We start from the raw sequence: 26,264 nt of genomic DNA, 5'->3' as shown, positions 1-26,264 counted from the left end.
TCCAAGACTTATGACTTGGGGCAAAAGACGCGGTCCATCATGAAAATTCAGAACTTCATAATAAAAATCAAGAACTATGGGAAGTTATTCTCTTCATGTTCTTAAAAAAAAATTATCTTTCGCCGGTCTTTCGGCCACGTTTGGTCCTCGCCCGATTGTCGGCCAGGTCCGGGCTTCCTGCGAGAATTTTCTTCTATTTGATATTACAGTCAAATCCAGAAAAAGACAATTCTCTTCTTGAAAAATGTGCATAAAAATCAAAGGACAAAAAATGTCCTCCACGCCCTGCGTGTCAGGGAAAGAAGGGCGTAAGCCGGGTAACTGTCCGAAGGAAGGGAACTTCTTTATTTCTTTTTGCGGCCCGATTTTTTCTTTGCGGGGCCGGCACTTCGCGAAGGCGCCGCACAACGGTTCGCGCAGCTTTTCGGGCGAGGTTCGCGCCTTGCGTCCATGGGACGTCCGGGAGCCCTGTCTTCAGGCGGGAGCAGGATGCGATGCTGGCGCAGCCGTTCTTCGTCGGTGCGGGGCACATGGACGGGTTTGCCTTCCGGCGTGATGCCCGCATGATACATGGCCGTGGCCACGGCTCCGGGGATGGGGATGAAGCATTGCACCTGTCTTGGCTTCCAGCCGCGGGCGCCGAGCCACCCTGCCAGGGCGCGCATGTCGTCGTCGGTGGTGCCCGGGAAGGCGCTCATCAGGTAGGGGATGACGTATTGTTCCTTGCCCGCCTGTTTCGATTCGCGGGCGAAGATGGTCAGAAATTCCTCGAAAACGCGGTTGCCGGGTTTGCGCATCAGCCGCAGGACGTGGTCGCAGACATGCTCGGGCGCGATTTTGAGCTGGCCGCCCACGAATTCACGCAGATAGCCGCCGAGGGCGACCATGTCTTTAAGGGCCAGGTCGAAGCGAATTCCGCTGGCCACGCGCACGCCGCGCACGCCAGGAGTGCGGCGCAGGGTGCGCAGCAGATCGAGGTGGGCCTTCTGGTCCATGCTGAAATGCGGACAAACGGTGGGCGTCATGCAGCTTGCCCGTTTGCAGGGCTGTCCTTCCTTGTCGCAATACGCGCCCCACATGTTGGCGCTGGGGCCGCCGACGTCGGAGACATGGCCCTTGAAGTCAGGGCTTGCCGCCATGCGGCGGACCTCGTCCAGAATGGAGTTCCGGCTGCGCGAGGCGATGCGTCGACCCTGGTGCAGGGCCAGGGTGCAAAACGAGCACCCCCCGCCGCAGCCGCGATGGCTGGTCACGGAGTCGCGGATCATCTCTTCGGCCGGGATGGGCTGGTTGTAGGCGGGGTGGGCCTTGCGGGCGTAGGGCAGGGCGTAGACCCTGTCCATTTCAGCCGTGGTCAGCGGCGTGGCCGGCGGCGCGATCAGGATGGAGCGGTTGGCGACGCGCTGCACGGCCCACTGCGTGCCGTCGTGGACCTGTTTTTCGAGCAGGAGGGTGGCCCGCATCAACTCCTTGGGGTCGGCGAGCATGTCTTCGTGGCTGGGAAGTTCGATATCTGCGGGGAGATCGCCGTCGGCGATGACGGTGCCGGGGATGCCCCTCAAATCTCGGTCTGCCTGCAATCGGGTCGCGATGTCCAGGATGGCCCGTTCGCCCATGCCGTAAACCACGGCGTCAGCCTTGGCATCAAGGAGGATGGGTTTGCGCAGGGCATCGGTCCAGAAATCGTAATGCGTGATGCGCCGCAGCGAAGCCTCGATGCCGCCCAGAACCACGGTCAATCCCGGAAAGGCGCGCCGCAGCAGGTTGGTGTAGACGATGCATGCCCGGTTAGGTCTGGCTCCGGCCCTGCCGCCGGGCGTGTAGGCGTCTTCGGAGCGTTTTTTGCGAAAGGCGGTGTAGTGGGCCAGCATGGAGTCGATGGCTCCGGCCGAGACCCCGGCGAAAAGACGCGGGCGGCCCATGACAAGCATGTCCTCGGGATCGCTCCAGCGCGGCTGGGTGATGATGCCGGTGCGCAGTCCGTGCGCCACCAGCGTCCGGCCCAGAAGGGCCATGGCGAAGGACGGGTGATCCACGTAGGCGTCGCCGCTGACCAGGAGCACATCGAGTTCGTCCCAGCCGAGCTGGTCCATCTCATGGCGGGTCATGGGCAGAAATTTGGGCTGGGGCAGGGATTTGCTGGAAAAAAGGCTCATGGTTCGGGCCTATAGGCCCCCTCGCCCGAGTGGGCAAGAACAAAAAAGGCGGCCCGAAGGCCGCCCGGCAGGCGATGTCGCCCTGAGTGCGAAGGGATTTCCTTGATGTGCCTTATGCGCCCGGAGTGGCGGGAGCGTCGTTCGGGGCTGGCACCATGTCCGGACCCATGCCAGGATTCATGCCGGGATTCATGCCCCGGCCCATGCCGCGCTGGCCGAATTCACCGTGGCCGCGGCCATGTCCGCCCTTGCCCCGGCGGTCATGCATGCCAAAACCCATGGGCAGGTCGATGCCGATTTCCTTGCTCACCCGGGCCTGCAGGGCTTCGCGCTTGGTCTGCATCTGGGCGCGCAGGTCGCTCAATTCGCCGACCAGTGCGGTGATGGTTTCAGGCTTGGTGTTGGGGTTGCCGGACAGGGCCTTGAGCAGGGTGTGCTTCTCCCACATGGCGTTGTGCATGGGGGCCATGTCCTTGCGGTGTTCGTCCAGGATGCTCTTGAGCTGGTCCTGCTTTTCCTGGGGCAATTGCTGGATGGCGGGGTTCATGTTCCGGCCCGTGCAGTCCCCGGCGCCGCCCATGCCACCCATGCCGCCGTTGCCGCGCATGGGGCCGGCGAAAGTCAGGGTGCTGAGCACGATGATGCCGAAAATGGCCAGGATTGCGATGCTTGTCGTTCTTTTCATGAGATCCTCCAAATGGTTTTGATTAGCGAATGTACCAAAGAGGATATCAAGGGGCGTGCCAGAGTGGGTTTTGTTCTTCAACTTGCTGTTTTATTTGATTTTTAAAACTGCGACTGTTGATTGTGCTATTTCGGGCCTCGTGAGAGCGGATAGAATCTGACCACCTGCCTGAAGCTTGCGGTCAGAATCTGACCAGGTTCACTCCGAATGCAGTTTTGGATTGTTTTTGTGGCGATTTTTGTCGCGCAGGGTTTTCTTTTCGAGGTTGCGGCGCATGGCGTCCGTCAGATCGACCCCGGTCTGGTTGGCGATGCAGGTCAGCACAAAAAGGACATCGGCCAGCTCGTCGCCCAAATCGTTTTTCTCGTTGTCCTTGAAGCTCTGGTCTCCGTAACGGCGGGTCATGATGCGGGCCACCTCGCCGACTTCTTCCATGAGAATGCCAAGATTGGTCAATTCGGAAAAATAGCGGACCCCAATTGTCTTTACCCAGGCATCGACATCTTCCTGCAGTTCGTTAAGGCTCATGATGCGCTCCTTTTCGGCCTGCCTACGAAATCCTTTCCTGCGTGGCAATGCGCGCGTGGGCGAGGATTCCTGGAGTCCGTCAACGTCAAGGGAAACAGCGAGGGGTGCCTGTCATGACCGGGCAGGCAGGGTATTTGCTAGACGTGGGCTTCGTTGGTAGTTTCCATGTTCAAGAATGACAATCAGACCGCGAGGCGTGCCGGGCACGCCTCGCTTCAAGGACGGCACGGGCAATGACCAATCAGGCACCTCTTTCGACATCCATTTTCTGGCGGCGGCGCGGCCTGGTCCTCTTTGTGCCGGCGGTGCTGGCGGCCGCGATGCTGATCTGGCTCGCCGTGGAGGGACGCGCGCGGGAGCAGCGCACCATCGCCCGCATCCTGACCACCCAGGGCGAGACCCTGATCCGGTCCGTGGAGGCCGCCCGGCGTATGGGCATGCGCGGGCAGGAGGGAAGGCAGTTCCGCCTGCGTTTCCTCATGGACGAGATGATCCGGCAGGGGGACCTGCGCTTTTTGGGGCTGATCGACGCGGCAGGGCGCTTCGAGGCCCTGAGCGAGGCCGAGCCCGGCAGCGGCGTCACGGCGGAGGCGTTATCCGCCCTGCCCGCATCCACGGAGCCCGCGTGGGCCATCATCCAACCCGGCGATGATCCGCTCTTCGTGGTCTATCGCTATTCCCGTCCGCCCCGGCGCGCCATGCATGGCGGCATGATGCACGAAGCCTTCCCGAATTCTGCCGATGAGCACACGCTCATCGTAGTGGGCCTTGACGCCTCGCTCTATCTGCGTGCCGTGCGCAAGGATGTCCTGACCCTGGCCATGGCCGGTGGTCTTGGCCTGGCCCTGGCTTTTGCCGGGGCGGTCACGCTTTTCTGGCGACGCAAGGTGGCAGGACTTGAAAGAGAGGTGGCCCGGCAGGAGCGGTTGGCCGCGCTTGGCACCCTTGCCGCCGGAGTGGCCCACGAGATCCGCAATCCCTTGAGCTCCATCAAGGGCTTTGCCACCTATTTCGGTGCCAAGTTCGAAGCCGGGACCCAGGATCGGGAACTGGCCGAGGTCATGATCGGCGAGGTCGACCGCCTGAACCGTGTCGTGACCGAGCTGCTTGAGCTGACCCACCCTGCGCAGCCGCGCCTTGCGCCCACCGATGTGTCCGACCTTGTCCGGCATGCCCTGAAGCTCGTGGAAGGTGATTGCCAGGGCAAGGGCATCGCCGTGCAAACCCGGATCGCGGAACTTGAGAAACAGTCTCTCGACCCGGACCGCATGCTGCAAGTCCTGCTGAATCTGTTCCTGAACGCCATCCAGGCCATGCCGCAAGGAGGCGTCCTGACCGTTTCCGCGCAGCGCGTGAAGGACCGGCTTGAATTGCGGGTGAGCGACACCGGCCACGGAATCCCGGCGCAGGATCTGGACAGGATATTCGACCCGTATTTCACCACCAAGAATCAAGGGACCGGCCTTGGGCTGGCCACGGTCAGAACCATGGTGGAGGCCCACGGCGGACAGGTGCGGATTGCGTCCGAGCCGGGGCAGGGCACGCAAGTGACCCTTGATCTGCCTGTAAAGGGAGAAAATCGATGAAGGCGCGAATTCTGGTGGTTGATGATGACCGGGCCCACATGACCATGCTCGTGGCCATGCTCGGCAGCTGGGGATACGAGGTCGATACGGCGGATGACGGGGCCATGGCCGTGACCAGGGTGCGCGAGCGCGCCTACGACGTGGTCCTGACCGACGTGCGCATGGCCGAGGTGGACGGGATCGAGGCCTTGCGCCGGATAAAGAGCTACAACCCCTATCTGCCCGTGCTGATCATGACCGCCTATTCTTCCGTGGACGTCGCGGTCCAGGCCCTGAAAGCCGGAGCTCTGGACTATCTGCACAAGCCTCTTGATTTTAACGAGCTGCGCACCGGCCTTGAACGGGCGTTGGAGCAGGGCGGGGCTCAGCGCGTGGTGGGGGCCGGCGGTGCGGCGGATCCGGTTTCGGAGATGATCGGCGGCTCGCCCCCCATGCGCGAGCTTACGGCCATGATCCGGGCCGTGGCTCCATCCGAAGCATCCGTGCTGATCCTGGGCGAATCCGGCACGGGCAAGGAGCTGGTGGCCAAGGCGCTGCACGAGGGGAGTCCGCGCAAGGCCAGACCGATGGTCACGGTCAACTGCGCGGCCCTGGCGGAAAATCTGCTCGAAAGCGAGCTCTTCGGGCATGAAAAGGGGGCGTACACCGGGGCGCAGCGTCAGCGGGACGGACGGTTCGTGCAGGCCGACGGCGGCACCCTCTTTCTGGACGAGATCGGAGAGATGGCTCCCGCGCTGCAGGCCAAACTCCTGCGCGCCTTGCAGCAGGGGGAGGTGCAGCGCCTCGGCAGCGACAGATCCATTCGCGTGGACGTGCGGGTTCTCGCTGCGACCAACCGTGACCTTGAGGCGGAAGTCCGGGACGGTGGCTTTCGAGAGGATTTGTATTACCGCCTGAACGTCATCGCCCTGCGTGTTCCCGCGCTCAGGGAGAGGCCCGAGGACATTCCCCTGTTGGCCCGGCATTTCCTGCACCGCTTCGCTGAACGCAACCGCAAGAGCTATCGCGGTTTTTCACCCCGAGTCATGGACCTGATGCTTCATTACGACTGGCCCGGCAACGTGCGTGAGCTGGAGAATGTGGTGGAGCGCGCGGTCATCCTTTCGCCGGGCGAATTCGTCACGGAGAATGACCTGCCCGCGACTCTGCGCGGGTCCGCGAAGTCGGACACGGGTCCGTCCGGCGGGCAATCATTGGAGGATGCGGAGCGCGAGGCCATCGCACGCACCCTGGAGCAGGTGGGCAACAACAAGAGCGAGGCCGCGCGCGTGCTGGGGGTGACCAGGGTCACCCTGCGCAGCAAGATGAAGAAGTTCGGGCTCGATTCGTGAAGGACGTGTTCTAGTAGCGGTCCGGCGCGTAGCGCTTGGCGGGCAGGCCCGTGGCCAGTTCCAACTCCAGTTGCTGGACCAGAAGCCCCGGCTGCCCGTAGGGCTGATGTGCCAGGCAGGAGCCGTCGGGTGCGACCAGGCTGGTGGCCGAGTCCTGGTAATCGAGGGCATAGTTCACGCTGGCGAAAAAGATGCCGTTTTCAACGCTGCGGCAGACCATGGCCATCTCGTAATAGGGGCCGTCCGGGTCTCCCCAGGCCTGGGACGTGCGTCCGGTCGTGTTGCTGCCGGTGCATTGGGGATGGAAGACGATCTGGGCTCCCCGGCAGGCCGACCAGCGGACGGTTTCCGGGTAGCGCCATCCCTCATGGCATATGACCACTCCAAACTTGACTCCGTTCATTTCGAAAATCTGCCGCCCCCGGCCGGGGATATAAATTCCTTCTTCGCCTGGATCGAGTTGGGTCTTGCACTGGCGTCCCATGATCCTGCCTTCGGGTGAAATAACCTGTACAAGGTTGTAGCGCCCTTGCTCCGAAGGCCATTCCATGGGCAGTATGACTCCCATTTCATGGTCGGCCGCGGCCTTGCACACCATCTCCAAGGCTTCGCGCAGCTCTGCTTGTTCACACAGGGGAATGGAAAAATGCTGGCCGCGCATTCCGGGCAGATATGCTTCGGGAAAACAGAGCAGGTCCACGTCAAAAGAAGCGGCCTGGTCCATGAAATCGAGGATGTTCCGGAGCGAATGCTCCATCGACATGGGAACGGGGGCAGTGGCGAGTCCGATGCGCATAGACGGTCCTTGGATTTGGAGGGTGGACGTTCTTGTTTGCGCGTCTAGCTTGAAATACTTAAAAATTCAAGAGCGCGAAGAGAAGAATACTCATTTATACGTATTCTCATTTTTTATCTTTCAGTTATGATAACAAGTTTTATTCTGATCTGATGAACGTCCAAAATTGGCGGATTTCGAAGTTTGAGTGACCCGTTGCCATTTTCGAAAACGAACATATCATGTTGACTTGTGAAAATATCTGAAAGATAATTTTAATCACAAAATTGTGTGTGTGATAATTTTTTTTGGGCAAGGGTAGCCATGAGCACTCCATCTTGTTTCATGAGTCCGGATTTGCGCTCCTTTTTGGAGCGGTTCGATTTTTCAGCCTGCATGGTCTGCGGCTCCTGCGCCAATGGCTGTCCGATCACGGGGACGCCGGGCATGGCGGGGTGGGATACGCGCAAGGTCATGCGTCTTCTGGCCAATGGGATGGCGGATGAAGTCGTGGCTTCCAATTTTCCCTGGCTGTGCACGGGTTGCGGCCGCTGCGCGGGAGTCTGTCCGGCGGGCATCGACATTCCGTCAGTCATGGCCCACATGAAAAGCCTGCGGCCGCGCGAGGCGGTTCCCGGATCGCTGCACAAGGGCATGGCCAACAATCTGGCCACGGGCAACAATCTGGCCATCAGCCGCGAAGACTACCTCGGCGGCATGTACGACCTGGGCCGGGACCTGGCTCAGGAATGTCCGGGATTTCATGTGCCTGTGGACAAGAAGGGCGCGGACATCCTCTTTTTTCCCAATTCCAAGGAAGTCTACGGCGATTTCGAGGACCAGTTCTGGTGGTGGAAGATTTTCTACGCCGCCCGCGAAAACTGGACCGTGCCGTCCACCGGCTGGGAGGCCGTGGACTGGGCGCTCTTCACCGGCAACTATGACGGCAATCGCGAGCTTGCCCGCCGCAAGATCGAATACATGCAGTCCTGCGCCATAAAAACCATGATCATGCCCGACTGCGGTGGCGGTTCGTATGGCTGCCGCAAGGGCATGAGCGCGCTGGCGGCGGAAAATCCGGACAGTGCCGTGGATTTCGTCTATCTCTACGATTATCTTCTGAAACTGATCCGCGAGGGCCGCGTTCGCCTGGACAAGAGCGTGCACAAGGGCCGGCGTTTCACCTTTCACGATTCGTGCAAGCACGGCCGCGAACTGGCGGCGCATTACGGCAAGGGCTATTTCGACGAACCGCGCGAGATCGTGGCGGCCTGCGTCGATGATTTCGTGGAACTGACCCCGACCCGCGAGAAGAATTTCTGTTGCGGAGCGGGCGGCGGCATGTGGCCCATGCCCTTCGAGCAGGAGTCGGCCTGGCACGCGCGCTACAAATATCAGCAGATCAAGGATTCGGGCGCGGACGTGGTGGTCGTGGGCTGCTCCAACTGCCGCGACCAGATCATGCGCCGCATCCCCAAATTCTACCCCGATTGCACCTACGAGGTGAAATACATCTGGCAGCTGGTGGCCGAAGCGCTGGTCATCGAACCCTGGGAGGCAGAACGGATCGCATCGGCGCAGGCCGAAGCCCGGGAGCAGTGGGAGCGGCTGGGAGTGGAGCAGGAGGACGAGTAGCCCGGCTCGGCCGGGCATTGCCCTACTTCTCGAATGCCTTGATCAGGTACGACATATCAATGATGGCGGTGCCTTGGACGCACGCATCGAGGATGTCGCTGTCTTTCCAACCCAGTTCGCCAGAGTCGCCATTTTCTTTTCGAGCACGGCTTCCGTGGCCAGAGCTTTGCGCACCACGTGCAGCAGGGCGTCGGAAAACACATCAACGGGTCCGCCTCGGGCTCCAGCCTGCTCGCCAACCCTGAAAGCAGCATTGAAACTGTGAAACTGGGATCTAACTTTGAATCTTGATTTTTTGGAGTCAGTTAAATGATAAACTCCATTTTTTCCGGAATGGTCAGGGCTAAGCAATTCAATGTCTGGCCTTGGATTTCAATTTCTTCCTGAATCCCACCGCCTGATCCATCACTCATCATCCGCGCTTTTCCACCGATAAAACATCTTCAGGCTGTTAAGACCCGTCTTATAGGGGATTATCCCGTCGTGTTGCAGGCGTCCAAGGACAATGCCGGGAGCGATCCCGATTTCTGTGGCAAAGGTTTTGATATCCGATGCCGACAGACTGTCAGCCTTGACAAGCCGTCGCATCTCGGCCGGTGGGATGAGTCTGTCCCTGGCAAAGGCGTTAGCTTCCCTTTCTTTCTCGTCATCGAGCCCGTTGCCTTCTATGATCACCGTCTTGCGGCCATGCTTGAGGATGTGTCCGGCTTCGTGGAAAAAGGTGAACCAGAGATGGTCATCGCTTTTATAGCGTAGGCTGAGTTGGATTACCGCGCGATCTCCGAGCCACCTGGTAGCCCCCCAAGTGCCTGTCTTCGGCAGTTCCGGGACGAAAACCACGGCCACTCCCGCAGAAGCGCACAGGGAAACCAGTTGGGGCGTGAAAACAATGGGAGGGGCAGTGGTCAGGGTGCGAATGAGGTCAAGAACCTCCAGAAAACGCTTGCGATCAAAAGGGGCGCACTCGATGCGTTGAGCCTGGATTTCCCCTTGCCGGAGCCATGCGGATACGGCCTCCGCGCACCCTTCGAATCTGGCAGTCTGCCGATAGGCAACCTGATATTCGCTCCAGACTGTTTGCCATTGCGTTGGAGATGCCACGCCGTAATAGCACAGCACCGCGTCGAGCTGCTCGAATGTATCCTTGAGCTTGGGAATCCAGCCCAGCTTTGCCATGGCGGAAACCGGCACCCGCTTGAGCCATTCCAGATACGACGCCATGCGCCGCTGCTCGGCAAGTCGCGTCAGGTCGTCTTGATAGTGGCGTTCCAGGTTGCTCCAAAAGTGGGCCGGGCGCCCCAGTGTGCGTTCGAATTTCAAGGCCGTTTCAGGAGTTATGGGCGCCTTGGCCTTGATGATTTCGTTGATGGTTTTTTTGGTCAAGCCTGTTCGATCCGCAAGCTCGGCCTGGGTCATGCCCAAATCATCAAGGTAATCTGCCAGCACTTCTCCAGGCGTAACGAGATAGTCCGGTATAAATTTGTTATTTTGTACGTTATTCATGGGTATCCTCCACTCCCAAAATCACGATGGCGGCCACCTTTGACCAGTCTAGACCGCCATCCTCGTGCGTGGGTATCGGATCATGGGCGGGAGAAAAAATCAGACGATAGGGATGATCCAAATCTACGGAAAGCTGACCGTTACGCTTGCCATGCGCCAGTTCGTGGCATCGACCGGGTCCACTTTTGGGCGGCCAGAAATCCATGAGACAAGCCGCGGCTCGAAACTCGCCCATTCGCAGACGAATTTTTCGAGCTCGTTGAACTCCGTGCAGTCTTTCAAGGCGCGCCCCTTCGCTAAATTCCTTTGCAAGCTTTTTGTTTTTGAAAAATATATCCAAAATCATCCTCCGTCAATTATGATTAACCTACTTGGTTAATAATTTTTAACGATATGGAGCAAAACGTCATGGGGCGGCACAATGCGCTGATCTCTTGGCGATAAAATTTTCAAGCCTGTAGCGCACAGAGCGAAGATGACACAAGATATAATTTCAAGGGGTTGCAGCTACGTAGGTAGTAGTCCTGCCCTGTAGGAGGATGAGCCGGTAAGCCAGCGGCCATGACCATGGGTATGACGCCCCGCAGGAGCGCATTTGCTGAGAGTTGGTGGAAGCGATTAAAGGATTCAATCCCTCTTTCTTGCCCGACTTTAGTTCGAGCCTTCCTCTAAAATTGCCGCGCGAATCATCTCCCCGGCGTCTCCTGGAATCATGGGTTTCGAGAACATGTAGCCTTGGGCGCGATCGCAGTTGATGGACTGCAGGCGGTCAAGCTGTTCCTGCGTCTCCACGCCTTCGGCGGTCACTCTGAGGCCCAGGCTGTGGGCCATGTCCACGATGGAGCGGACGATCTCGGCGTTTTCCTTGGGCGTATCCGTGCCGCTGATGAAGGAGCGGTCGATCTTGAGGATGTCCATGGGGAACTGGCGCAGGTAACTCAGGGAAGAGTAGCCGGTGCCGAAATCGTCCACGGCCAGGAGCACTCCAAGCTCCTTCAAGCGGCGCATTTTTTCCGCCGCGGCGGAGGGGTCGAGGATGATGGCGCTTTCGGTGATTTCGAGTTTCAGACGTGGCGCGGCGATGTCGTTCTCGCGCAGCGCTCTTGAAATCATCTCGACCAGGGTGTGCTGGGCGAACTGCTTGCATGAGAGGTTGACGCTCATGGTCAGGCCGTAGTCGGCGGATCCGCTCCCGTCATCCCAGGCTTTCAGCTGCCTGCAGGCCGCGTTGATCACCCACTGCCCCAGGGGCACGATCAGCCCGGATTCCTCGGCCAGGGGGATGAAGCGGTCGGGCATGATCATGCCGCGTTCCAGATGGCGCCAGCGCACGAGCGCCTCGAACCCTTCGAGTTTTCCTTCCTCGACATCGATAATTGGCTGATAGTGGAGCTCCAGGTCATTTTCTTCGATGGCTCGCCGCAGCTCGTTCTCCATGTTGATGACCTCCAGCACCTCCTGACGCATGCGGTTGTGAAAAACCAGATGTCCCCGTCCGCGCTCCTTGGCCTTGTACATGGCTATGTCCGCATCCCGCAGGATGTCTTCGGCCCGTCCGTAGTCGCGTGTCTGCAGCACGATGCCCACGCTGGCCCCGGAGACGATCTCCTTTCCGTTCCAGAGAAAGGGGCGTCGCACCTCGCTCTGGATGCGGTTGGCCACTGCGATGACCTCCTTGTTGGTCAGGAATTCCTCAAGCAGCACGGCGAATTCGTCTCCGCCAAGCCTGGCCACCGTGTCCACGCGGCGCACGCAGGAATTCAGGCGGGACGCGATTTCCACCAGCAGGGCGTCGCCGGCCTGATGTCCGAGGGAGTCGTTGACCCATTTGAACTTGTTCAGATCGATGAGCATAGCGGCGAAATGATAGTCGGGGCGTCTCTTTGTTCTCTCCACGGCGCGTCCGAGGCGTTCCCGGAAGAGGGAGCGGTTCGGCAGGCCGGTCAGGGAGTCGTGGAAGGCCTGATGGGTGATCTGCCGTTCGAATTCCTTGCGCTCGGAGATGTCCTGATAGATCCAGAATATGTTGGTGATCTCGCCGCCGATGCGCACCGGATGCCCCAGGATGTTGACCGGGATGACCTCGCCCCGGCGGGTTCGCCGGAGCGATTCCCGTTGCACCGTCTCACCTTCCAGGATGCGCTGGCGGACGCTGTTGACCTCGGACAGCTGCTCCTCGGGCACGATGAAGATCCTGTTGTCCTTGCCCATGATTTCGCTGCGCCGGTAGCCGAAAAGGTTCTCGAAGCCGCCGTTGACCTCGACGATGCGGCCGACCGTATCCACCAGGGCGATGGCCAGCGGGGAATCCTCGAACAATTGTCCGAAAAGGGCCATCTGCCGGTCCAGAGCCTGCTGCATGGCGCGGCGCTGGGTGATGTCCATGACCGTACCCTCATAGCAGATGACATGTCCCGTCGCGTCCTTCACGGCTCGCGCATTCTCCGAAATCCAGATGATGGAGCCGTCCTTGCGGCGGATGGCCGATTCGAAATCGAAAATCGCTTCGGTTTCCTCCAGCGTCCGGATGAACTCTTCCCTGCGTCCGGCTTCGACATAGAGCTGGCGACTGATGTCGTCGTAGTGGCGCATGAGCTCGGCCGGGCTTTCGAACCCGTATATTTTTGCCAGTGCCGGGTTGACCTGCAGATAGCGTCCCTGCGTGGTGGTCCGGAAAATTCCCTCCACGGCGTTTTCAAAGATGCCCCGGAAGTTTTCCTCGGCCTTGCGCAGCTCGTTCTCGTAGCGCTTGCGTTCGGAGATGTCGCGGAACGTGCCGATGAAAAAGTCTCCCTGGCGTCCGCTCGACTGCGTGACCACCGCCTCAAGCGTAACCGGGGAGCCGTCGGCCCTGCGTCCCGTGATCTCGACCTGGTTTCGGGAGCGCAGGGCGTGCGACAGGGCGGATTCGCTTGAGTCGTCGGCCGAACCGGAGCGGTTCTGGACAGGCACGAGGTCGGGGATGGACATTTGTTCCAGATTTACGCCGGAATATCCGAAAATGAGGCTGGCTCCGGGGTTGGCGGAAATGATGCGCAGCGTGTCCGTGGTGAAGACGATGATCGCGTCGGCGGCGCTTTTGACGATGGCTTCGGTCTTGGAGACGGCGTCGTTCAGGGCGTCCAGCACGTGATTGTAACGGTGGGCGATATGCCCGACTTCCGTGAAGGGTTCCTCGGGGGCGCGCAGGCTGAAATCCCGGGTGGCGGCCTGTCTGTCGAGCATCTCGAAAAGATCGTGGATATCCGTGCGCGCGCCGTGTTCGCTGACGTTCAGACCGGTCTCTTCGTCCTCGGGAGCCACGCGCAAGGGGAATATGGGATCGATGAATCTGAGCAGGGCCAGCGGCAGCGCGAAAGCGACGACAAAAGCGATGAAAATGCCCACGCACTGGATCCAGAGCTGATCGGGCATGCTCAGCCCCGTGCCCAGCGCGGTCGGATCGCCGAAGACGGCCACGGCAAGTATGCCCCAGATCCCACAACCCAGGTGCACCGGCACTGCGCCCACGGCGTCGTCGATGTGCAGGCGCGTGAGCAGGGTTTCGCAGCCCAGACAAACCGCACCGGCCACGAGGCCTATGCATGTGGCTGCGAAATTGTCCACGGCGTGGCAGCTTGCGGTCACGGCCACCAGCCCGCCGAGGACGCCGTTGACGAGATAGGTGATTTTCGGAGTTCGGCTTGTCAGCCAGCCAAGAAGCAGATTGCTCGTTCCTCCGGCGACACCGGCCAGTACGGTGTTCACGATGATACCGGGCACGGTCGTATCGAGTGCAAGGGTGGATCCGCCGTTGAAGCCGAACCAGCCCAGCCAGATCAAAAAAGCGCCAAGCACGGTCAGGGGCAGGTTGCCTGCGTTGATCTCTCGCGGGGGGGCGTCCTTGGGGAAGCGCCCCTTGCGTGGTCCGATTACGATCAGCGCCGCCAGGGCCAGCCATCCGCCCACGCCGTGAACGACCATGGATCCGGCGAAATCCACGAAGCCGCGCTCGCCCAGCCATCCGGTCAGTTGTCCGGCGTCAAGTCCGTTCCAGGCAAGATGTCCGTAAAGAGGGTAGACGAGGACGGAAAAGATGAGCGCGACAATGAGATACGACACGAAGCGCATGCGTTCCGCCACGGCTCCGGAAAAGATCGTCGTGGCGGTGCCGCAGAACATGATCTGGAAAAAGAAGAAGGCCGCCGAGAACCCTGAAGAGTCCTTGGTGGCGGGGCTGAAGTCCGGAACGTGGAAAAGGTCCCAGGAGAGATGCCCGAACATCAGTCCGAAACCCAGCACCCAGAACACGGCCGCCGATAGTACAAAATCGGCAAAATTCTTGATCGCGACGTTGATGGAATTTTTCGAGCGGGTAAGCCCTGATTCCAGGCACATGAATCCGGGCTGCATCAGGAATACCAGCGAGGCCGAGATGAGTATCCATAAGAGGTCTATCTTTTCCATTATCGAGCTGCCTTGTCTTGTTTGACTCCACTGCAATCTGTCGCGAATGAGCCTCGATGTCATTTTCGCGAAGGCGGAAAGTCAAATTTTTTCAGTGAGTTAAAGTCAAAAAAATGTCTCAATCCTTCAAGGAGATGACGGCTTTTTGCAGTTACACCTCGTTTGGCCGGGGAGGTTGCGCAACGGGAGCGGAACGTGGCCAAGCCTGTTAAGCAAGGAAGAGGCCAGAGTGGTTATTTTTATAAATATCGGAAATATATGATTTTTTAAGGATTTCAGTCCGCTCCGCCACCATGCGAAGGCCGCAAAAATGCAATATTGTCGAGGGCCGATTGACAATAGTGTTAAATCATTGGGATTGTTTTTAAAAAGGGGAGTACCGCCGCAGCCGCGCGAGTCAGGGACCGGTGAGACGGTGAGAGCGGCCCGGGCATGTTCCGCCCCTTGCCCGGAAACGGGTTTTACCCTAGGTTTGCGCCCTTGCGTTCAATCCATCAGCAGGGTTTTTCCATGATTCATCCGACCATTCTCTCTCTTATCGGGGCCACTCCCATAGTTTTTCTGAACCGCGTCTTTCCTCATCCGCGCATTCGCCTGGCGACCAAGCTCGAAGCCCAGAACGTCGGCGGGTCCATCAAGGACCGCGTGGCTCTGGCCATGATCGAGGCGGCCGAGGCGTCGGGGGAACTGACCCCGGACAAGATCGTCATCGAGGCCACCAGCGGGAACACCGGAGTCGGACTGGCCATGGTCTGCGCGGTCAAGGGCTACAGGTTGACCCTGCTCATGCCAGATTCCGCTTCCGAGGAACGAAAGCGCATCATGCGCGCCTTCGGGGCGGAACTGCGTCTGACTCCCGGCCGTCTCGGCACCGACGGCGCCATCGAGGAAGCATACCGGCTGGCGCGCGAAGAGCCGCAGACCTATGTGCTCATGGACCAGTTCAACAACCCGGCCAGCATAGCGGCTCATTACATGGGCACGGGCCGGGAAATCATCGAGCAGACCGAAGGCCGGGCCACCCATGTGGTCATAAGCCTTGGCACCTCGGGGACGGCCATGGGTATCGCCAAGCGCATGAAAGAGAGCGCTCCAGGCGTTGAGGTTGTCGCGGTCGAACCCTACGCCGGGCACAAGATTCAGGGCCTCAAGAACATGCAGGAATCCTATCCTCCCGGAATTTACGACAAGCGTGCCCTGGACCGGATCATCCACGTCGAGGACGAGGAGGCCTTCGCCTGCTCGCGGCAACTGGCGCGGGAAGAGGGGATATTGTCCGGAATGAGCGCGGGCGCGGCCCTGGCTGGAGCCCTGCGCATCGCCAGGGAACTGGACGAGGCCGGAAAAGAGGGGCTCATTGTCTTCATCTGTCCGGATACGGGAGAGCGCTATCTCTCGACCACGCTTTTTTCACCGCTGGCGCGGCATGGCCTGGGTGTGCGCAGCGTGGCCACCGGATGCCTCGAATGCCTGGGCAGTCCGGCAGGCGGACACGCGCTGTTCACGCCGGGACCGAGCCTTGACGACCTGGGTGAGCTGGATGTCTGGCGGCGTATTGTCTGGCTGGACGTGCTGGCCAAGGCCCTGATTGAGCGCGGGCAGAACGTGCGTCTGGCCGTGGGTCTCGCGGACATGGACGATCGCGCCCTGGCGGCGGCCCGAGAAGCCAAGGCCGGTTTGCAGGACTTCGGGCAGAGGGCGCGGGAGTTCATGCTCGCCCAGGCCAAGGCGCTGGGCGTTTCCGATACCGTACTCTTTCCCCTGGCCGGAGCCAGTCAGGAACGCGCCCTGGGCCTTGCGCGCAAGCTGCTGGCCAAGGGTCAGGCCTACGAGAAACTCAGGTCCGTCTATTTCGACGTGACCCGGGACAAGACCTACGGGCAGATCTCGTGCGTGGACACGGCGGGCATGAATCTGGGCTACACCGTGGATCTGGCCGACTATGTGAAGGATAATCCCGCCGACTTCACGCTCCTCAAGCGGGCCACCTTGCAGGACCTCAAACTGGGGGACGTGATCGAGACCGAATGGGGCAAGGTCCGCCCGAGCTGGTTTCTGCAGTTGGCCGCCACTGCCCTGGACGCTCTGGGCACGGTCACGGTCATGTTTGCCGCCGAGTCGCACCGTTTTCCGCATATGGACAACTTTTGCGCCATCTGGAGCGCCGGGGCCGGAGTGCGGCCCATGGCCTGGATGGTGTCCCAGCCCGTGACCCCGCGCGAACAGGGCGATACGGTGCCGTCGCTCACCGAGGTCCTCGCCGTCGCGGGCACCGGACCTGCCCTGCGGCTGTGGCTCTTGTCCGCCTCCTACCTCAAATCCCTGGCCTATTCGCCGGAAAGCCTTGTCATGTGGGTCAAGAACCAGAACCGGCTGCAGGACGCCTACGTATCGGCTTCCCTTGGCGGTGCTGGAACGGGCGTTTCCCCGCAGCTTGAGCAGGCCATTTACGACCTGAAAACCGCTTTTGCCACGGCGCTCGACGACAATCTCGATCTGGCCCACTTCTGGCCGACGCTCTTCGCCTTCGCCAAGTCCGTCAACGCCCGCGCCGGAAAGATGAGCGCGGATGAAGCCGCACTGGTGGCCGAGCAGCTTTTGGCCTGCGACCGGGTGCTTGGCTTTCTGGATCATTCGCGCCTGCCGCTGGCTGAAAAATCCTGGCCGCTTGAGGCCGCGGATTTGGTCGGCCGTCGCGAGGAAGCCCGCAAGACAAAGGATTTTGTCCAGGCTGATGCGCTGCGCGAAAAATTGGCCGCCATGGGCCTCAGGCTTGAGGATCATCCTGCGGGAGTGCGCCTTTTCCGAATGGAGCGCCCGGTTTAGGTGGCTTGGATCTTGCCTTGGGCGGGGCATGAAAAAGCAGGCGGACCCGAGGGTCCGCGAGATGTTGATGGAGTGGGGCTGACCAACCGTGTGTTTGGCCGGCCCTCTTTTTTATGAATGGCTACGCGCTGTGGTTTTGAAGATGTTTTTTGATGCTTTCCGAGGCTTCAAGGATTTTTGCTTCCATTTTTTCGAAGATCTCCCCGACACGTTGCATGTCCGATGCGCCATGACATGCCGATTCGAGAGCCTTTGCCAGTATGTTTATCTCCGTGGCGCCGATCATGAGCGAGGACCCTTTGAGACTGTGGGCAAGGCGCATGCATTCCTTGATGTTCCTGTTCTTCAGGTGCGTTGAATATTCGAAGATGAATTTTGCTCCGTAGGCGGGGAACTCGCGCAATACGTTGAAAAACGCGGATTCGTTCCCCAGGAAATTCGCCAGGGCGTGGGACATGTCGAACCCTGTGATCTTCAGGGGATGGTAGGTGGCCGCTCCGATCGGGTCTTCGTTTTCACGGGGGGAGAAGTAAGACATGACCTGGGCGAGCTCCAGAGGCTTGTGGAAAATGCGCAACGAGCTTCCTGCATGCATTTTTTTCAAAATGGCTTCCGGTTCCTCGCCGGTCAGCAGATAGATTCTGTCTTCCGTCGCTGCGCCGTTGTCCTGCAGATGCCGGGCGAGGTCTATTCCATTCATGACCGGCATGTGAAAGTCGAGCAGGATCAGGTCGTAGCTGTTCGCCTTGGCAAGGCTTGTCGCCTGATCGGCGTTTTCGGCCAGGTCGACCTTGAGGCCGAGATTCTCCAGGACTTCGGAGGTGACGCAGCGGCAAATTTCGTCATCGTCGACCACGAGAACCGATTTTTGGGGAGAGCACAATTTGCTTTCTATCATCCTGCACTCCTTTGTGTTCGTAAGTCCCTCGACTTTTCGCTGTGCCATCGTTTTTTTGGGACTCGGCTTCTTAAAGCTTGTTGGAGGATCCGGTCCGATTCAAATGTCTGCCCGTATCAATTTCGTCTTCCGGCAGGAACAGGCTGCCGTGTCGCAACTCGTTGCAACTGTTGATGCCGAGCTTGCCGAGGATGTTGGAGCGGTGTTTGTCCACCGTCTTGATGCTGATGAAGAGTGATTCGGCGATCTCCTTGCTTTTCCAGCCGTCTATGATGAGTCTCACGATTTCCTTTTCACGGGCGGTGAGGTTTTGCATGGGAGGCAGCGCCTTGCGCTGCCTGTTCACAAGGAGATAGTCCCTGACGATGGCCTTGGCCAGGTGAGGGCTGATAAACAAGTCGTCATCCAAGGCATATTGCACGGCCAGGAACAGTTCGTCCGGATTCGATCCCTTCAGGACATAGGCGTTGGCCCCATGCTCCAGGGCGTCGAAGATGAAGTCGTTGTCATCGCTGGCCGTGAGCACGATGATCTTCACGTTCGGCTCGATCTGCCTGATTCTTTGCAGAACCTCCGTACCCGGAATGTCCGGGAGCCGCAAATCAAGCAGAATAACGTCCTGCTTTTTCATTTGAAATGACCGCAGCGCCTCTTTCCCGGTGGCGACATCATCGTCGATCATGTATTCGCCGTGCATGTCGATCATGGATTTGAGACCCATCCGCAGCAGGCTGTCATCCTCGACCAGCAGAATCCTTTTTTTTGTCATGGGCGTTTCTCTTTGTTTTTTGCCAGGGCAGAACCGGTGGCATTTGATCCAGATTTCTCTGTCTTTGTTGCACGAATCGGACAGGAGCTTTGCCGTTTTGTCCCCCCAAGGCTTGAACTGTCCGGGGAGTTCCGTGCTTTTCCTTCTCGCTTCAACCACCAAATTAATGAAATCCGACCATTGCCCTTGTCATTTGTAAGAGTTAATAAATAGTTTTACCCACTCTTTTAATAGACATTGTGCAGTATTTTTTACTTACTCGTGCTAAGGGTTTTTCGTGCTTAATTTCGGATTTTCGGAATTTGGGGCGGGCAGAATACGGCCGTAATAAATCGATTTTGTCTATCGGGATGAGTACGTATGTTGAATAAAGGAATATGCGGATGAAGCAGATATCGTTCAGAGTACCTTTACGGATACATACCTCACTTCTGGCGAGGAAAATGCACTGATTAATGTATGGATGGCAAAAAAATACCGCCAGAATCGGCGGCGTGGGGGGTTTGACTTTAGTCGGAGGCAAGTCCAAAAAAAAGCCGCGAAGTGCGGCTTTTTTCGATGGCATCGCGAAGTGCTATTTGCGCGAACTTTTGTTGATTGTTTCCACGAGTTCCGCGGCGACCTGAATTTCGACATCCTGCTGGGCCTGTTCGTCGAGAAGCTGGGACTTGGGCCATCTGCACCTGTGATAGGATATGGTGGCTTTTTGCGACAGCTGTTCGATCTTGGTCAGCATGATGCCCATCGCTTCCTGGGTTATGATGAAATGTCCGCATTCCGAACATTTGGGTGCTGGTACATCCTCAAAGCAAAACAAGTGGTTACGGCATTCCATCTGATATGAGATGGTTTCCTCGGCGACACTGTCGCTTCCGCATTTCTGGCAGATCATGGCAACCTCGTATGGTCTAATTTGAATCCGAAATAATCGTTCATTATATGTATGTTTTTCCTGTTTGGCAAATAATACTCTAATACTTTGAAATTACAGTTCTTTATTGTTTTTTTTGTTTTGCCGGACCGCGTCCGCCCTGAGCTGGACGGCGGTTCTGCTTTGGCAATTGGCATTTATCTTGAATCAACTCTGGAGGAATCATGAGTAAAATAGGCTGGGTCGGAATCGGAGTCATGGGGCGTTCCATGTGCGGGCACCTGCTTGCGGCAGGACATGAAGTCAAGGTCCATACGCGCACCAAGGCATCGGCGGAAAGCACCATCGCCGCTGGTGCGCAGTGGTGCGAAACCCCGGGCGAAGTCGCCGTTGACTCGGAATTCGTGTTCACCATTGTAGGTTATCCGGCCGATGTGCGGGCCGTTTATCTTGGCGACGGCGGTCTGGTGGAGCGGGCCGCGCCGGGATGCGTGCTTGTGGACATGACTACTTCCGAGCCCGCGCTGGCCAAGGAGATTCACGAGGCGGCCCGGGCCCGTGGCCTGTCCGCGCTGGATGCTCCGGTCTCCGGAGGCGATCTCGGTGCGCGCGGCGGCAGCCTGGCCATCATGGTCGGTGGCGAGCAGGAAGCCTTTGACCGGACCCTGCCCCTTTTTGAGAAGATGGGAAAGAACATCCGGCTCATGGGTGATTCAGGTGCAGGTCAGCACACCAAGATGAGCAACCAGATTCTCATCGCCGGGACCATGATCGGAGTCGTGGAATCCCTCCTGTATGCCGTGAAGTCCGGCCTGGACGTGGACGACGTCATCGACGTCATCGGCAGCGGGGCGGCCGGTTCCTGGTCCATCAACAATCTGGGGCGCCGGATCGCCAAGGATGACTACGATCCGGGCTTTTTCATCAAGCATTTCGTGAAGGACATGGGCATCGCCCTGGCCGAAGCCAGGAAAATGCACATCGCCTTGCCCGGCCTCGCCCTGGTCGAGCAGTTGTATGTCGCGGCCATGGCGCAGGGATTGGAAAACATGGGCACCCAGGCTCTGTATATCGCTTTGAAGAATTTGAACGCAGTAAAATAGAAGTTATTGCAACGGTTCATCAAAGATTTCTGTGTCTTTGTTGAACCGTTGCAATTTTGAATTGAAATTTTTGGAGATCGTGTGCGGAACATATTTTTTTGCCTGCTTATGTTTTTGTTCATTCCTCATGCTTTTGGGCAGGATGAAAAAAAAATCAATGTGCTCTATATAAATTCATATCATAATGGATATGAATGGTCTGACAGCATATTTGATGGCGTGCGCGAAACATTCAGAAATAGTGGAAAGAATATTTATCTTCAGATAGAATATATGGACTCCAAAAGATATTCAGGAGAGAAGATAAATGAAATACTTTTTAATTATTATAAATTCAAATTCAAGACGACACATTTTGATCTCATAGTCACGTCTGACAACAATGCCTATGAGTTTATTTCAGAGCACGGCGAGGACCTGTTTCCCGAAGTGCCCATAGTTTTTTGCGGGATCAATGATGTGGAGGCCGGAAATGTGCCCATGCGCTCACGCATGACCGGAGTGCTGGAAGAATTCGAGGTCCCGTGGAACATCGAGCTGGCTCTCAAATTTCATCCGGGCAAGAAACGCCTGGTGGTCATCGGCGATCAGAGCATGACCGGGGTGGCCATCGCCAACCAGGTCCGGGCGCAGATCCCCGGCCTGCCCACTGAAATCGAAGTTGAGTTTCTGGACGAGTTTTCTCTCGACGAACTGATATCAAAGGTGCGCTTCGCCTCGCCGGACAGCATCTTCTTCTTCATCCCCTTTTACAAGGATGTGGGCGAGGCCGTGTATTCGGCCCAGGATCTGCTTGAGATAGTCTGGCAGGAGACGGGCGTGCCGCTGTACAGCGCATGGGAATTCCTGCTCGGGCACGGCATGGTGGGCGGGAAGATGATCAGCGGCTACAGTCATGGCCAGGCCGTGGCCGAGATGGGGCTGCGCATTCTGGACGGGGAATCCCCGGCCGACATCGAGATATCCGTCAGTCCCGACGATCCGCCCAAGTTTGACTACCGCGTGCTCATGCGCCTCGGAATCGACCGCAGGCTCCTGCCCGAGGGCAGCATCCTCATCAACGAGCCTTCGCCGTTCTATTCCATCAACAGGCACCAGTTCTGGACCATTATCATCAGCCTTGTCATCCTGTCGCTGGTGTTGATCCTGCTGGTGATCAACATCTGGGAGCGCAAGCAGATCGAGGTGCGGATCAAGAACCAGCTCTCGTTCTTGCGCACCCTCATGGATACCCTGCCCATCCCCATCTATTTCACCGACCGCGGCGGAGCCATCGCCGGCATCAATCGGGCGTTCGAGCACTGGTTCGGGGTGAGTTGGGAGCATGACAAGGGTTTCGAGTCCCAGGAGCTGGCGCTGGTCGAGACGCGTTTCGCGCCCCTGCTCGACATGCGCATGGATTCCTACGAGGCCCAGGTCCGGCACGGTGACGGCTCCTTGCGCTCGGCGGTGCTGCACAAGGCCACCTACGCCGACGCCCAGGGAGAGAACGCGGGGATAGTGGGCGTCATCTACGACATTTCGGATCGCAAGAAGGCCGAGGACGACCTGCGAGCGGCCGAGGAAAAATACCGCACCATCTTCGAAAACTCGGCCCTGGGCATTTTTCAGACCACGCCCGACGGCTCCTGGATGGTCGCGAACCCCGCCCTGGCCAGGATGCTCGGGTACGCGAGTCCGGAAGATCTGATCGCGGACAATCCGAACATATCCTCCCTGTATTTTCAGCAGAGCGACCGGGAGAGGGTTGTCGACCTGTATCAGCAGAACCGGGGCAGCGTGGAGTTCGAGGTTCTTTTCCGCACCCGCGCGGGTGATATCATCACCGCCAATCTGAACGCCCGTGCCGTGCGCGGATGCAACGACGATTTCTGCCATTTCGAGGGATTCGTCGAGGACATCACGGACCGCAAGGCAGCGGAGCTGGCCCTGGCCGCTTCCGAGGCCATGTTGCAGCTGGTCCTTGATACCATCCCCCAGCTTGTGCACTGGAAGGATCGCGAACTCAGGATCATCGGCGCGAATCGAAATTTTCTGGCCCATGTTGGCCAGACCGAGCTCTCGGCCATTTTTGGCAGGAAATACGCCGATGTTGTGAGCTATGCCCATGAGGTGGAGCAGATCACCCGGCTCGACGAGGAAGTGGTCGAGACCGACGAGCCGCGTTTCCGGCTGCGTCTTGAGACCCGTAACCTGGCCGGCGAGAACATGTGGCTGCTGGTCAACAAGGTGCCTCTGCACGGGCCGCACGGGGAGGTCGTGGGCATCCTCAGTACGGCCGAGGACATCACCCAGACCATGAATCTGGAAAAGCAGCTGCTGCAATCCCAGAAGATGGAGGCAATTGGCACGCTGGCTGGTGGAATCGCCCATGATTTCAATAATATATTGACATCCATTATGAATTCCACCGAGCTTGCCATGGAGGACATCCCCGAAGACAGCCTGAACTGGAAGGATCTTGAGCGCTCCCTCAAGGCCGCCGTTCGCGGCAGCGGTCTGATCAAGCAGATCCTGACCTTCAGCCGTCCGACCCAGGAAGGATTTCTGCCCACGGACCTGCGCGAGGTTGTCAGCGAGGCCGTGGCCCTCATTCGCGTCTCCATGCCGCGCAACATCATGGTCCTGTCCGAAATTGACGACGACCTGCCCCTTTGCCTTGCCGATCCGACCCAGGTTCATCAGATCGTCATGAATCTTGCCACCAACGCGTTTCAGGCGTTGGGCGAGGGCGGCGGCAATATTTCCATCCGCCTGAGCCGGATGACGCTGGACCGCGACGACGCGCAGCTCGGCAATCTAGCCCCGGGCATCTACAGCAGGCTGTGCATCGAAGACGATGGCCCGGGCATCGACGAGAACATCCAGGACAAGATCTACGACCCCTTTTTCACCACCAAGGGCAAGGGCGAGGGCACGGGCCTCGGACTGGCCGTGGTGCACGGCATAGTGCGCAATCACGGCGGGGAAATCAGGCTCTCAAGCACCCCCGGATTCACTCGCTTCGACATCCTCCTGCCGACCATGAACGAGCTGTGCCTCCTGCCCGGCGTGTGCGCGGGAGCCTTGGTCATGGGCAGCGAGCGCCTGGCCTTCATCGAGGACGACGAGGATCAGCTGATGCTCATCCCCCGTGTTCTTGAGCAGCTCGGCTATGAAGTGCATCCCTTCCAGAATCCCGCCGAAGCCATTTTCGCCATCTGCGACGAGGGGTTGCCTTTTGATCTGGTCATTACCGACTACGACATGCCCGGCATGAACGGCTTCGATGTTGCAGGGATTCTGCAGGAGCGGCGCCCCGACCTGCCGGTGATCATGGTGTCGGGGAGAAAGCAGGCCGAGGAATTCCTGGGTCAGGCCGGCAACATCAAGTTTTTTCTCGGTAAACCGTACAACAAGGACATGGTCGGACGAGCCATCCGCGATGTCCTCGACAAGGATGCATGATGGCCAGGATACTCATTATCGACGATGACCCGCAGGTTTGCGAAACGCTTGAGAGCCTCATTTTTCGCCTTGGCCACGAGTGTCACGCCGCCCATACGCTCAAAGACGGGCTGGCGCGGCTGAGCGGCATGGAGTTCGATCTGGTCTTCCTTGACGTGCGCCTTCCCGACGGCAACGGGCTTGAGGCCCTGGGACAGATTCGCAACCACGAGACTCCGCCTGACGTGATCGTCTTGACCGGTCAGGGTGATCCCGACGGGGCCGAATTGGCCATCCAGGGCGGGGTCTGGGACTATCTGGTCAAGCCTTCGCCCATCAAGCAGATCAAGGAGACCCTGAACCGCGCCCTTGCCTACCGCGAGGAGAAGAAAGCCATGGGCCAGTCCGTGGCCCTGGATCTCAAAGACGTGGTGGGGGAGAGCAGCGTCATGCGCCAGTGCTACGAGCGCATCGCCCAGGCCAGCGGATCGGACTCCACCGTGCTGGTCACCGGCGAGACGGGAACCGGCAAGGAGCTTCTGGCCCGCACCATCCACCGCAACAGCCTGCGCTCGGCGCGCGCTTTTGTGGTCGTGGACTGCGCTTCCCTGACCGAATCCCTGCTTGAGAGCATTCTCTTCGGTCATACCAAGGGCTCCTTCACCGGCGCCGCGCGGGACAGGATAGGGCTGGTCAAGCTTGCCGATCAGGGCACGCTTTTTCTGGATGAAATCGGGGAGTTGCCGCTTTCGGCGCAGAAGACCTTCCTGCGCGTCCTGCAGGAGCGCCGCTTCAGGCCGGTGGGGTCGAATCAGGAATTGGAGAGTGATTTCAGGCTCATCTCGGCCACCAACCGGGACCTTGCGGCCATGGTCAAGGCCGGTGAGTTCAGGCAGGACCTTTTCTATAGCATCAACACCATCCAGCTGCATCTGCCCGCCCTGCGTGATCGCGAGGAAGACGTGATCATCCTGGCCCGTCACCATATCGACAAATTGTGCCGGCAACGCAACATTCCGATCAAGGAGATGGATCCGGAACTGGTCGAGATGCTCAAACGTTACGATTGGCCCGGCAACGTGCGCGAGCTTTTCAATACCATTGAACAGGCTTTTGTGCTTTCGGGAGCCGAAAAAACGGTCTATGCCCAGCACCTGCCTCAGGCGGTGCGTATTCGGGTCGCCAAGACCAAATTGGGCAAGGGAAGAGCGGATGGGGAAGCGGGGCCGGAGGAAGCGCTAGAGGAAGTGGAGGAGGCCCTGCCCACATTGAAGGACTTCAAAACGTCCAAAGAAAGGGAATATCTGCTCAGGCTCGTGGGCAGCCACGGCAAGGATATTCAGAAGATGCTGGCAGTCTCGGGGCTTTCACGGTCGCACCTTTATGCCATGCTCAAAAAGCACGATATCGAAGCCTAGTAATCCTGTTCTTCGTCCTGCTCTTTTCCGAGCCAGTATTCTTTCCAGGAATCAACGATATATTCCGTCTTGACCAGGACACTGTCGCCGTCGTTGATGCGCTGCTTTTGCATCGGGGTCAGCAGTTGTGACAGCTGCATCGTTTCGTTTTGCGACAATCCTCGAATCACGCCATTTTTCGTTATGCTTTTTCCTTTCATGTTAAACCTCCAGATAACCATATATAAAGCAGTTTTTGCCTTCCTGGCAAGCTGCCTGTTTCATTTTTTGTGCAAAATTGCTGCCAACGACTTTGCCGTATCGTGTTT

At 58.6% G+C, this 26,264-nt stretch carries 18 protein-coding genes; 7 read left to right on the top strand and 11 right to left on the bottom strand.

From position 1 onward, the window contains the following. Positions 1–344: 344 nt before the first annotated feature. The 3 genes from BMZ24_RS16580 to BMZ24_RS16570 all read right to left on the bottom strand — a co-directional run bounded on the left by BMZ24_RS16580 (position 345) and on the right by BMZ24_RS16570 (position 3,369). A complete protein-coding gene (locus tag BMZ24_RS16580; protein WP_092193877.1) occupies positions 345–2,156 on the bottom strand; it encodes a YgiQ family radical SAM protein in 1,812 nt (603 codons plus the stop codon). 112 nt (positions 2,157–2,268) lie between these two features. Next, positions 2,269–2,841: a periplasmic heavy metal sensor gene (locus BMZ24_RS16575; RefSeq protein WP_092193876.1), complete on the bottom strand. Its 573-nt coding sequence runs from the start codon at positions 2,839–2,841 to the stop codon at positions 2,269–2,271. Positions 2,842–3,039: 198 nt separating this feature from the next. Continuing rightward, positions 3,040–3,369, bottom strand: coding sequence for a nucleotide pyrophosphohydrolase (locus BMZ24_RS16570; protein ID WP_092193875.1), 330 nt, complete (start codon positions 3,367–3,369; stop codon positions 3,040–3,042). A gap of 233 nt (positions 3,370–3,602) precedes the next feature. On the opposite strand from BMZ24_RS16570, the gene zraS reads away from it, so the two are divergent. Then, positions 3,603–4,955: a two-component system sensor histidine kinase ZraS gene (gene zraS, locus BMZ24_RS16565; protein ID WP_092193874.1), complete on the top strand. Its 1,353-nt coding sequence runs from the start codon at positions 3,603–3,605 to the stop codon at positions 4,953–4,955. After that, positions 4,952–6,286 (top strand): sigma-54-dependent transcriptional regulator, encoded by a 1,335-nt coding sequence (locus BMZ24_RS16560; RefSeq protein WP_092193873.1) that lies wholly within the window; start codon positions 4,952–4,954, stop codon positions 6,284–6,286. The genes zraS and BMZ24_RS16560 overlap by 4 nt, the downstream gene beginning before the upstream one ends. Positions 6,287–6,296: 10 nt before the next feature. On the opposite strand, the gene BMZ24_RS16555 is transcribed toward BMZ24_RS16560, so the two are convergent. Then, positions 6,297–7,082 (bottom strand): carbon-nitrogen hydrolase family protein, encoded by a 786-nt coding sequence (locus BMZ24_RS16555; protein ID WP_092193872.1) that lies wholly within the window; start codon positions 7,080–7,082, stop codon positions 6,297–6,299. A 303-nt stretch (positions 7,083–7,385) separates the two neighbouring features. On the opposite strand from BMZ24_RS16555, the gene BMZ24_RS16550 reads away from it, so the two are divergent. Next, positions 7,386–8,696 (top strand): (Fe-S)-binding protein, encoded by a 1,311-nt coding sequence (locus tag BMZ24_RS16550; protein WP_092193871.1) that lies wholly within the window; start codon positions 7,386–7,388, stop codon positions 8,694–8,696. A 405-nt stretch (positions 8,697–9,101) separates the two neighbouring features. On the opposite strand, the gene BMZ24_RS16545 is transcribed toward BMZ24_RS16550, so the two are convergent. The 3 genes from BMZ24_RS16545 to amt form a co-directional block, all read right to left on the bottom strand. Then, a complete protein-coding gene (locus BMZ24_RS16545) occupies positions 9,102–10,199 on the bottom strand; it encodes a HigA family addiction module antitoxin (protein ID WP_092193870.1) in 1,098 nt (365 codons plus the stop codon). Further along, on the bottom strand, positions 10,192–10,539 hold the full coding sequence (locus BMZ24_RS16540) for a type II toxin-antitoxin system RelE/ParE family toxin (protein WP_092193914.1): 348 nt from the start codon (positions 10,537–10,539) through the stop codon (positions 10,192–10,194). The genes BMZ24_RS16545 and BMZ24_RS16540 overlap by 8 nt, the downstream gene beginning before the upstream one ends. A gap of 311 nt (positions 10,540–10,850) precedes the next feature. Next, complete coding sequence (gene amt, locus BMZ24_RS16535) at positions 10,851–14,645, bottom strand: ammonium transporter (RefSeq protein WP_092193869.1); 3,795 nt, start codon at positions 14,643–14,645, stop codon at positions 10,851–10,853. Between the two features lie 510 nt (positions 14,646–15,155). Between amt and BMZ24_RS16530 the strand changes: the two genes are divergently transcribed. Then, positions 15,156–17,471, top strand: coding sequence for a cysteine synthase (locus BMZ24_RS16530; protein ID WP_092193868.1), 2,316 nt, complete (start codon positions 15,156–15,158; stop codon positions 17,469–17,471). A 121-nt stretch (positions 17,472–17,592) separates the two neighbouring features. On the opposite strand, the gene BMZ24_RS16525 is transcribed toward BMZ24_RS16530, so the two are convergent. The 3 genes from BMZ24_RS16525 to BMZ24_RS16515 form a co-directional block, all read right to left on the bottom strand. After that, the gene (locus BMZ24_RS16525) at positions 17,593–18,369 is read right to left on the bottom strand and encodes a response regulator (protein ID WP_161949207.1); all 777 of its coding nucleotides are present in this window, start codon (positions 18,367–18,369) and stop codon (positions 17,593–17,595) included. Between the two features lie 70 nt (positions 18,370–18,439). Beyond that, positions 18,440–19,138 (bottom strand): response regulator, encoded by a 699-nt coding sequence (locus BMZ24_RS16520; RefSeq protein WP_092193866.1) that lies wholly within the window; start codon positions 19,136–19,138, stop codon positions 18,440–18,442. A 574-nt stretch (positions 19,139–19,712) separates the two neighbouring features. Next, entirely contained in the window at positions 19,713–20,030 is a 318-nt protein-coding gene (locus BMZ24_RS16515; protein WP_092193865.1) for a YgiT-type zinc finger protein, read from the bottom strand. Positions 20,031–20,233: 203 nt separating this feature from the next. Here BMZ24_RS16515 and BMZ24_RS16510 point away from each other — a divergent pair, with 203 nt between their 5' ends. The 3 genes from BMZ24_RS16510 to BMZ24_RS16500 all read left to right on the top strand — a co-directional run bounded on the left by BMZ24_RS16510 (position 20,234) and on the right by BMZ24_RS16500 (position 25,956). Further along, the gene (locus tag BMZ24_RS16510) at positions 20,234–21,112 is read left to right on the top strand and encodes an NAD(P)-dependent oxidoreductase (protein ID WP_092193864.1); all 879 of its coding nucleotides are present in this window, start codon (positions 20,234–20,236) and stop codon (positions 21,110–21,112) included. 108 nt (positions 21,113–21,220) lie between these two features. Continuing rightward, entirely contained in the window at positions 21,221–24,559 is a 3,339-nt protein-coding gene (locus BMZ24_RS16505) for a hybrid sensor histidine kinase/response regulator (protein ID WP_225940305.1), read from the top strand. Then, entirely contained in the window at positions 24,559–25,956 is a 1,398-nt protein-coding gene (locus tag BMZ24_RS16500; RefSeq protein ID WP_092193862.1) for a sigma-54-dependent transcriptional regulator, read from the top strand. Before BMZ24_RS16505 ends, BMZ24_RS16500 begins: the two co-directional genes overlap by 1 nt. Here BMZ24_RS16500 and BMZ24_RS16495 read toward each other — a convergent pair. Beyond that, on the bottom strand, positions 25,953–26,156 hold the full coding sequence (locus tag BMZ24_RS16495) for a hypothetical protein (protein ID WP_092193861.1): 204 nt from the start codon (positions 26,154–26,156) through the stop codon (positions 25,953–25,955). The genes BMZ24_RS16500 and BMZ24_RS16495 overlap by 4 nt on opposite strands. Positions 26,157–26,264: the final 108 nt, after the last annotated feature.

Origin of the sequence: Desulfomicrobium norvegicum, assembly GCF_900114595.1 — a bacterium.
GTDB classification, from domain to species: Bacteria; Desulfobacterota; Desulfovibrionia; order Desulfovibrionales; family Desulfomicrobiaceae; genus Desulfomicrobium; species Desulfomicrobium macestii.
This window is presented reverse-complemented; position numbering and strand designations above follow the sequence as displayed.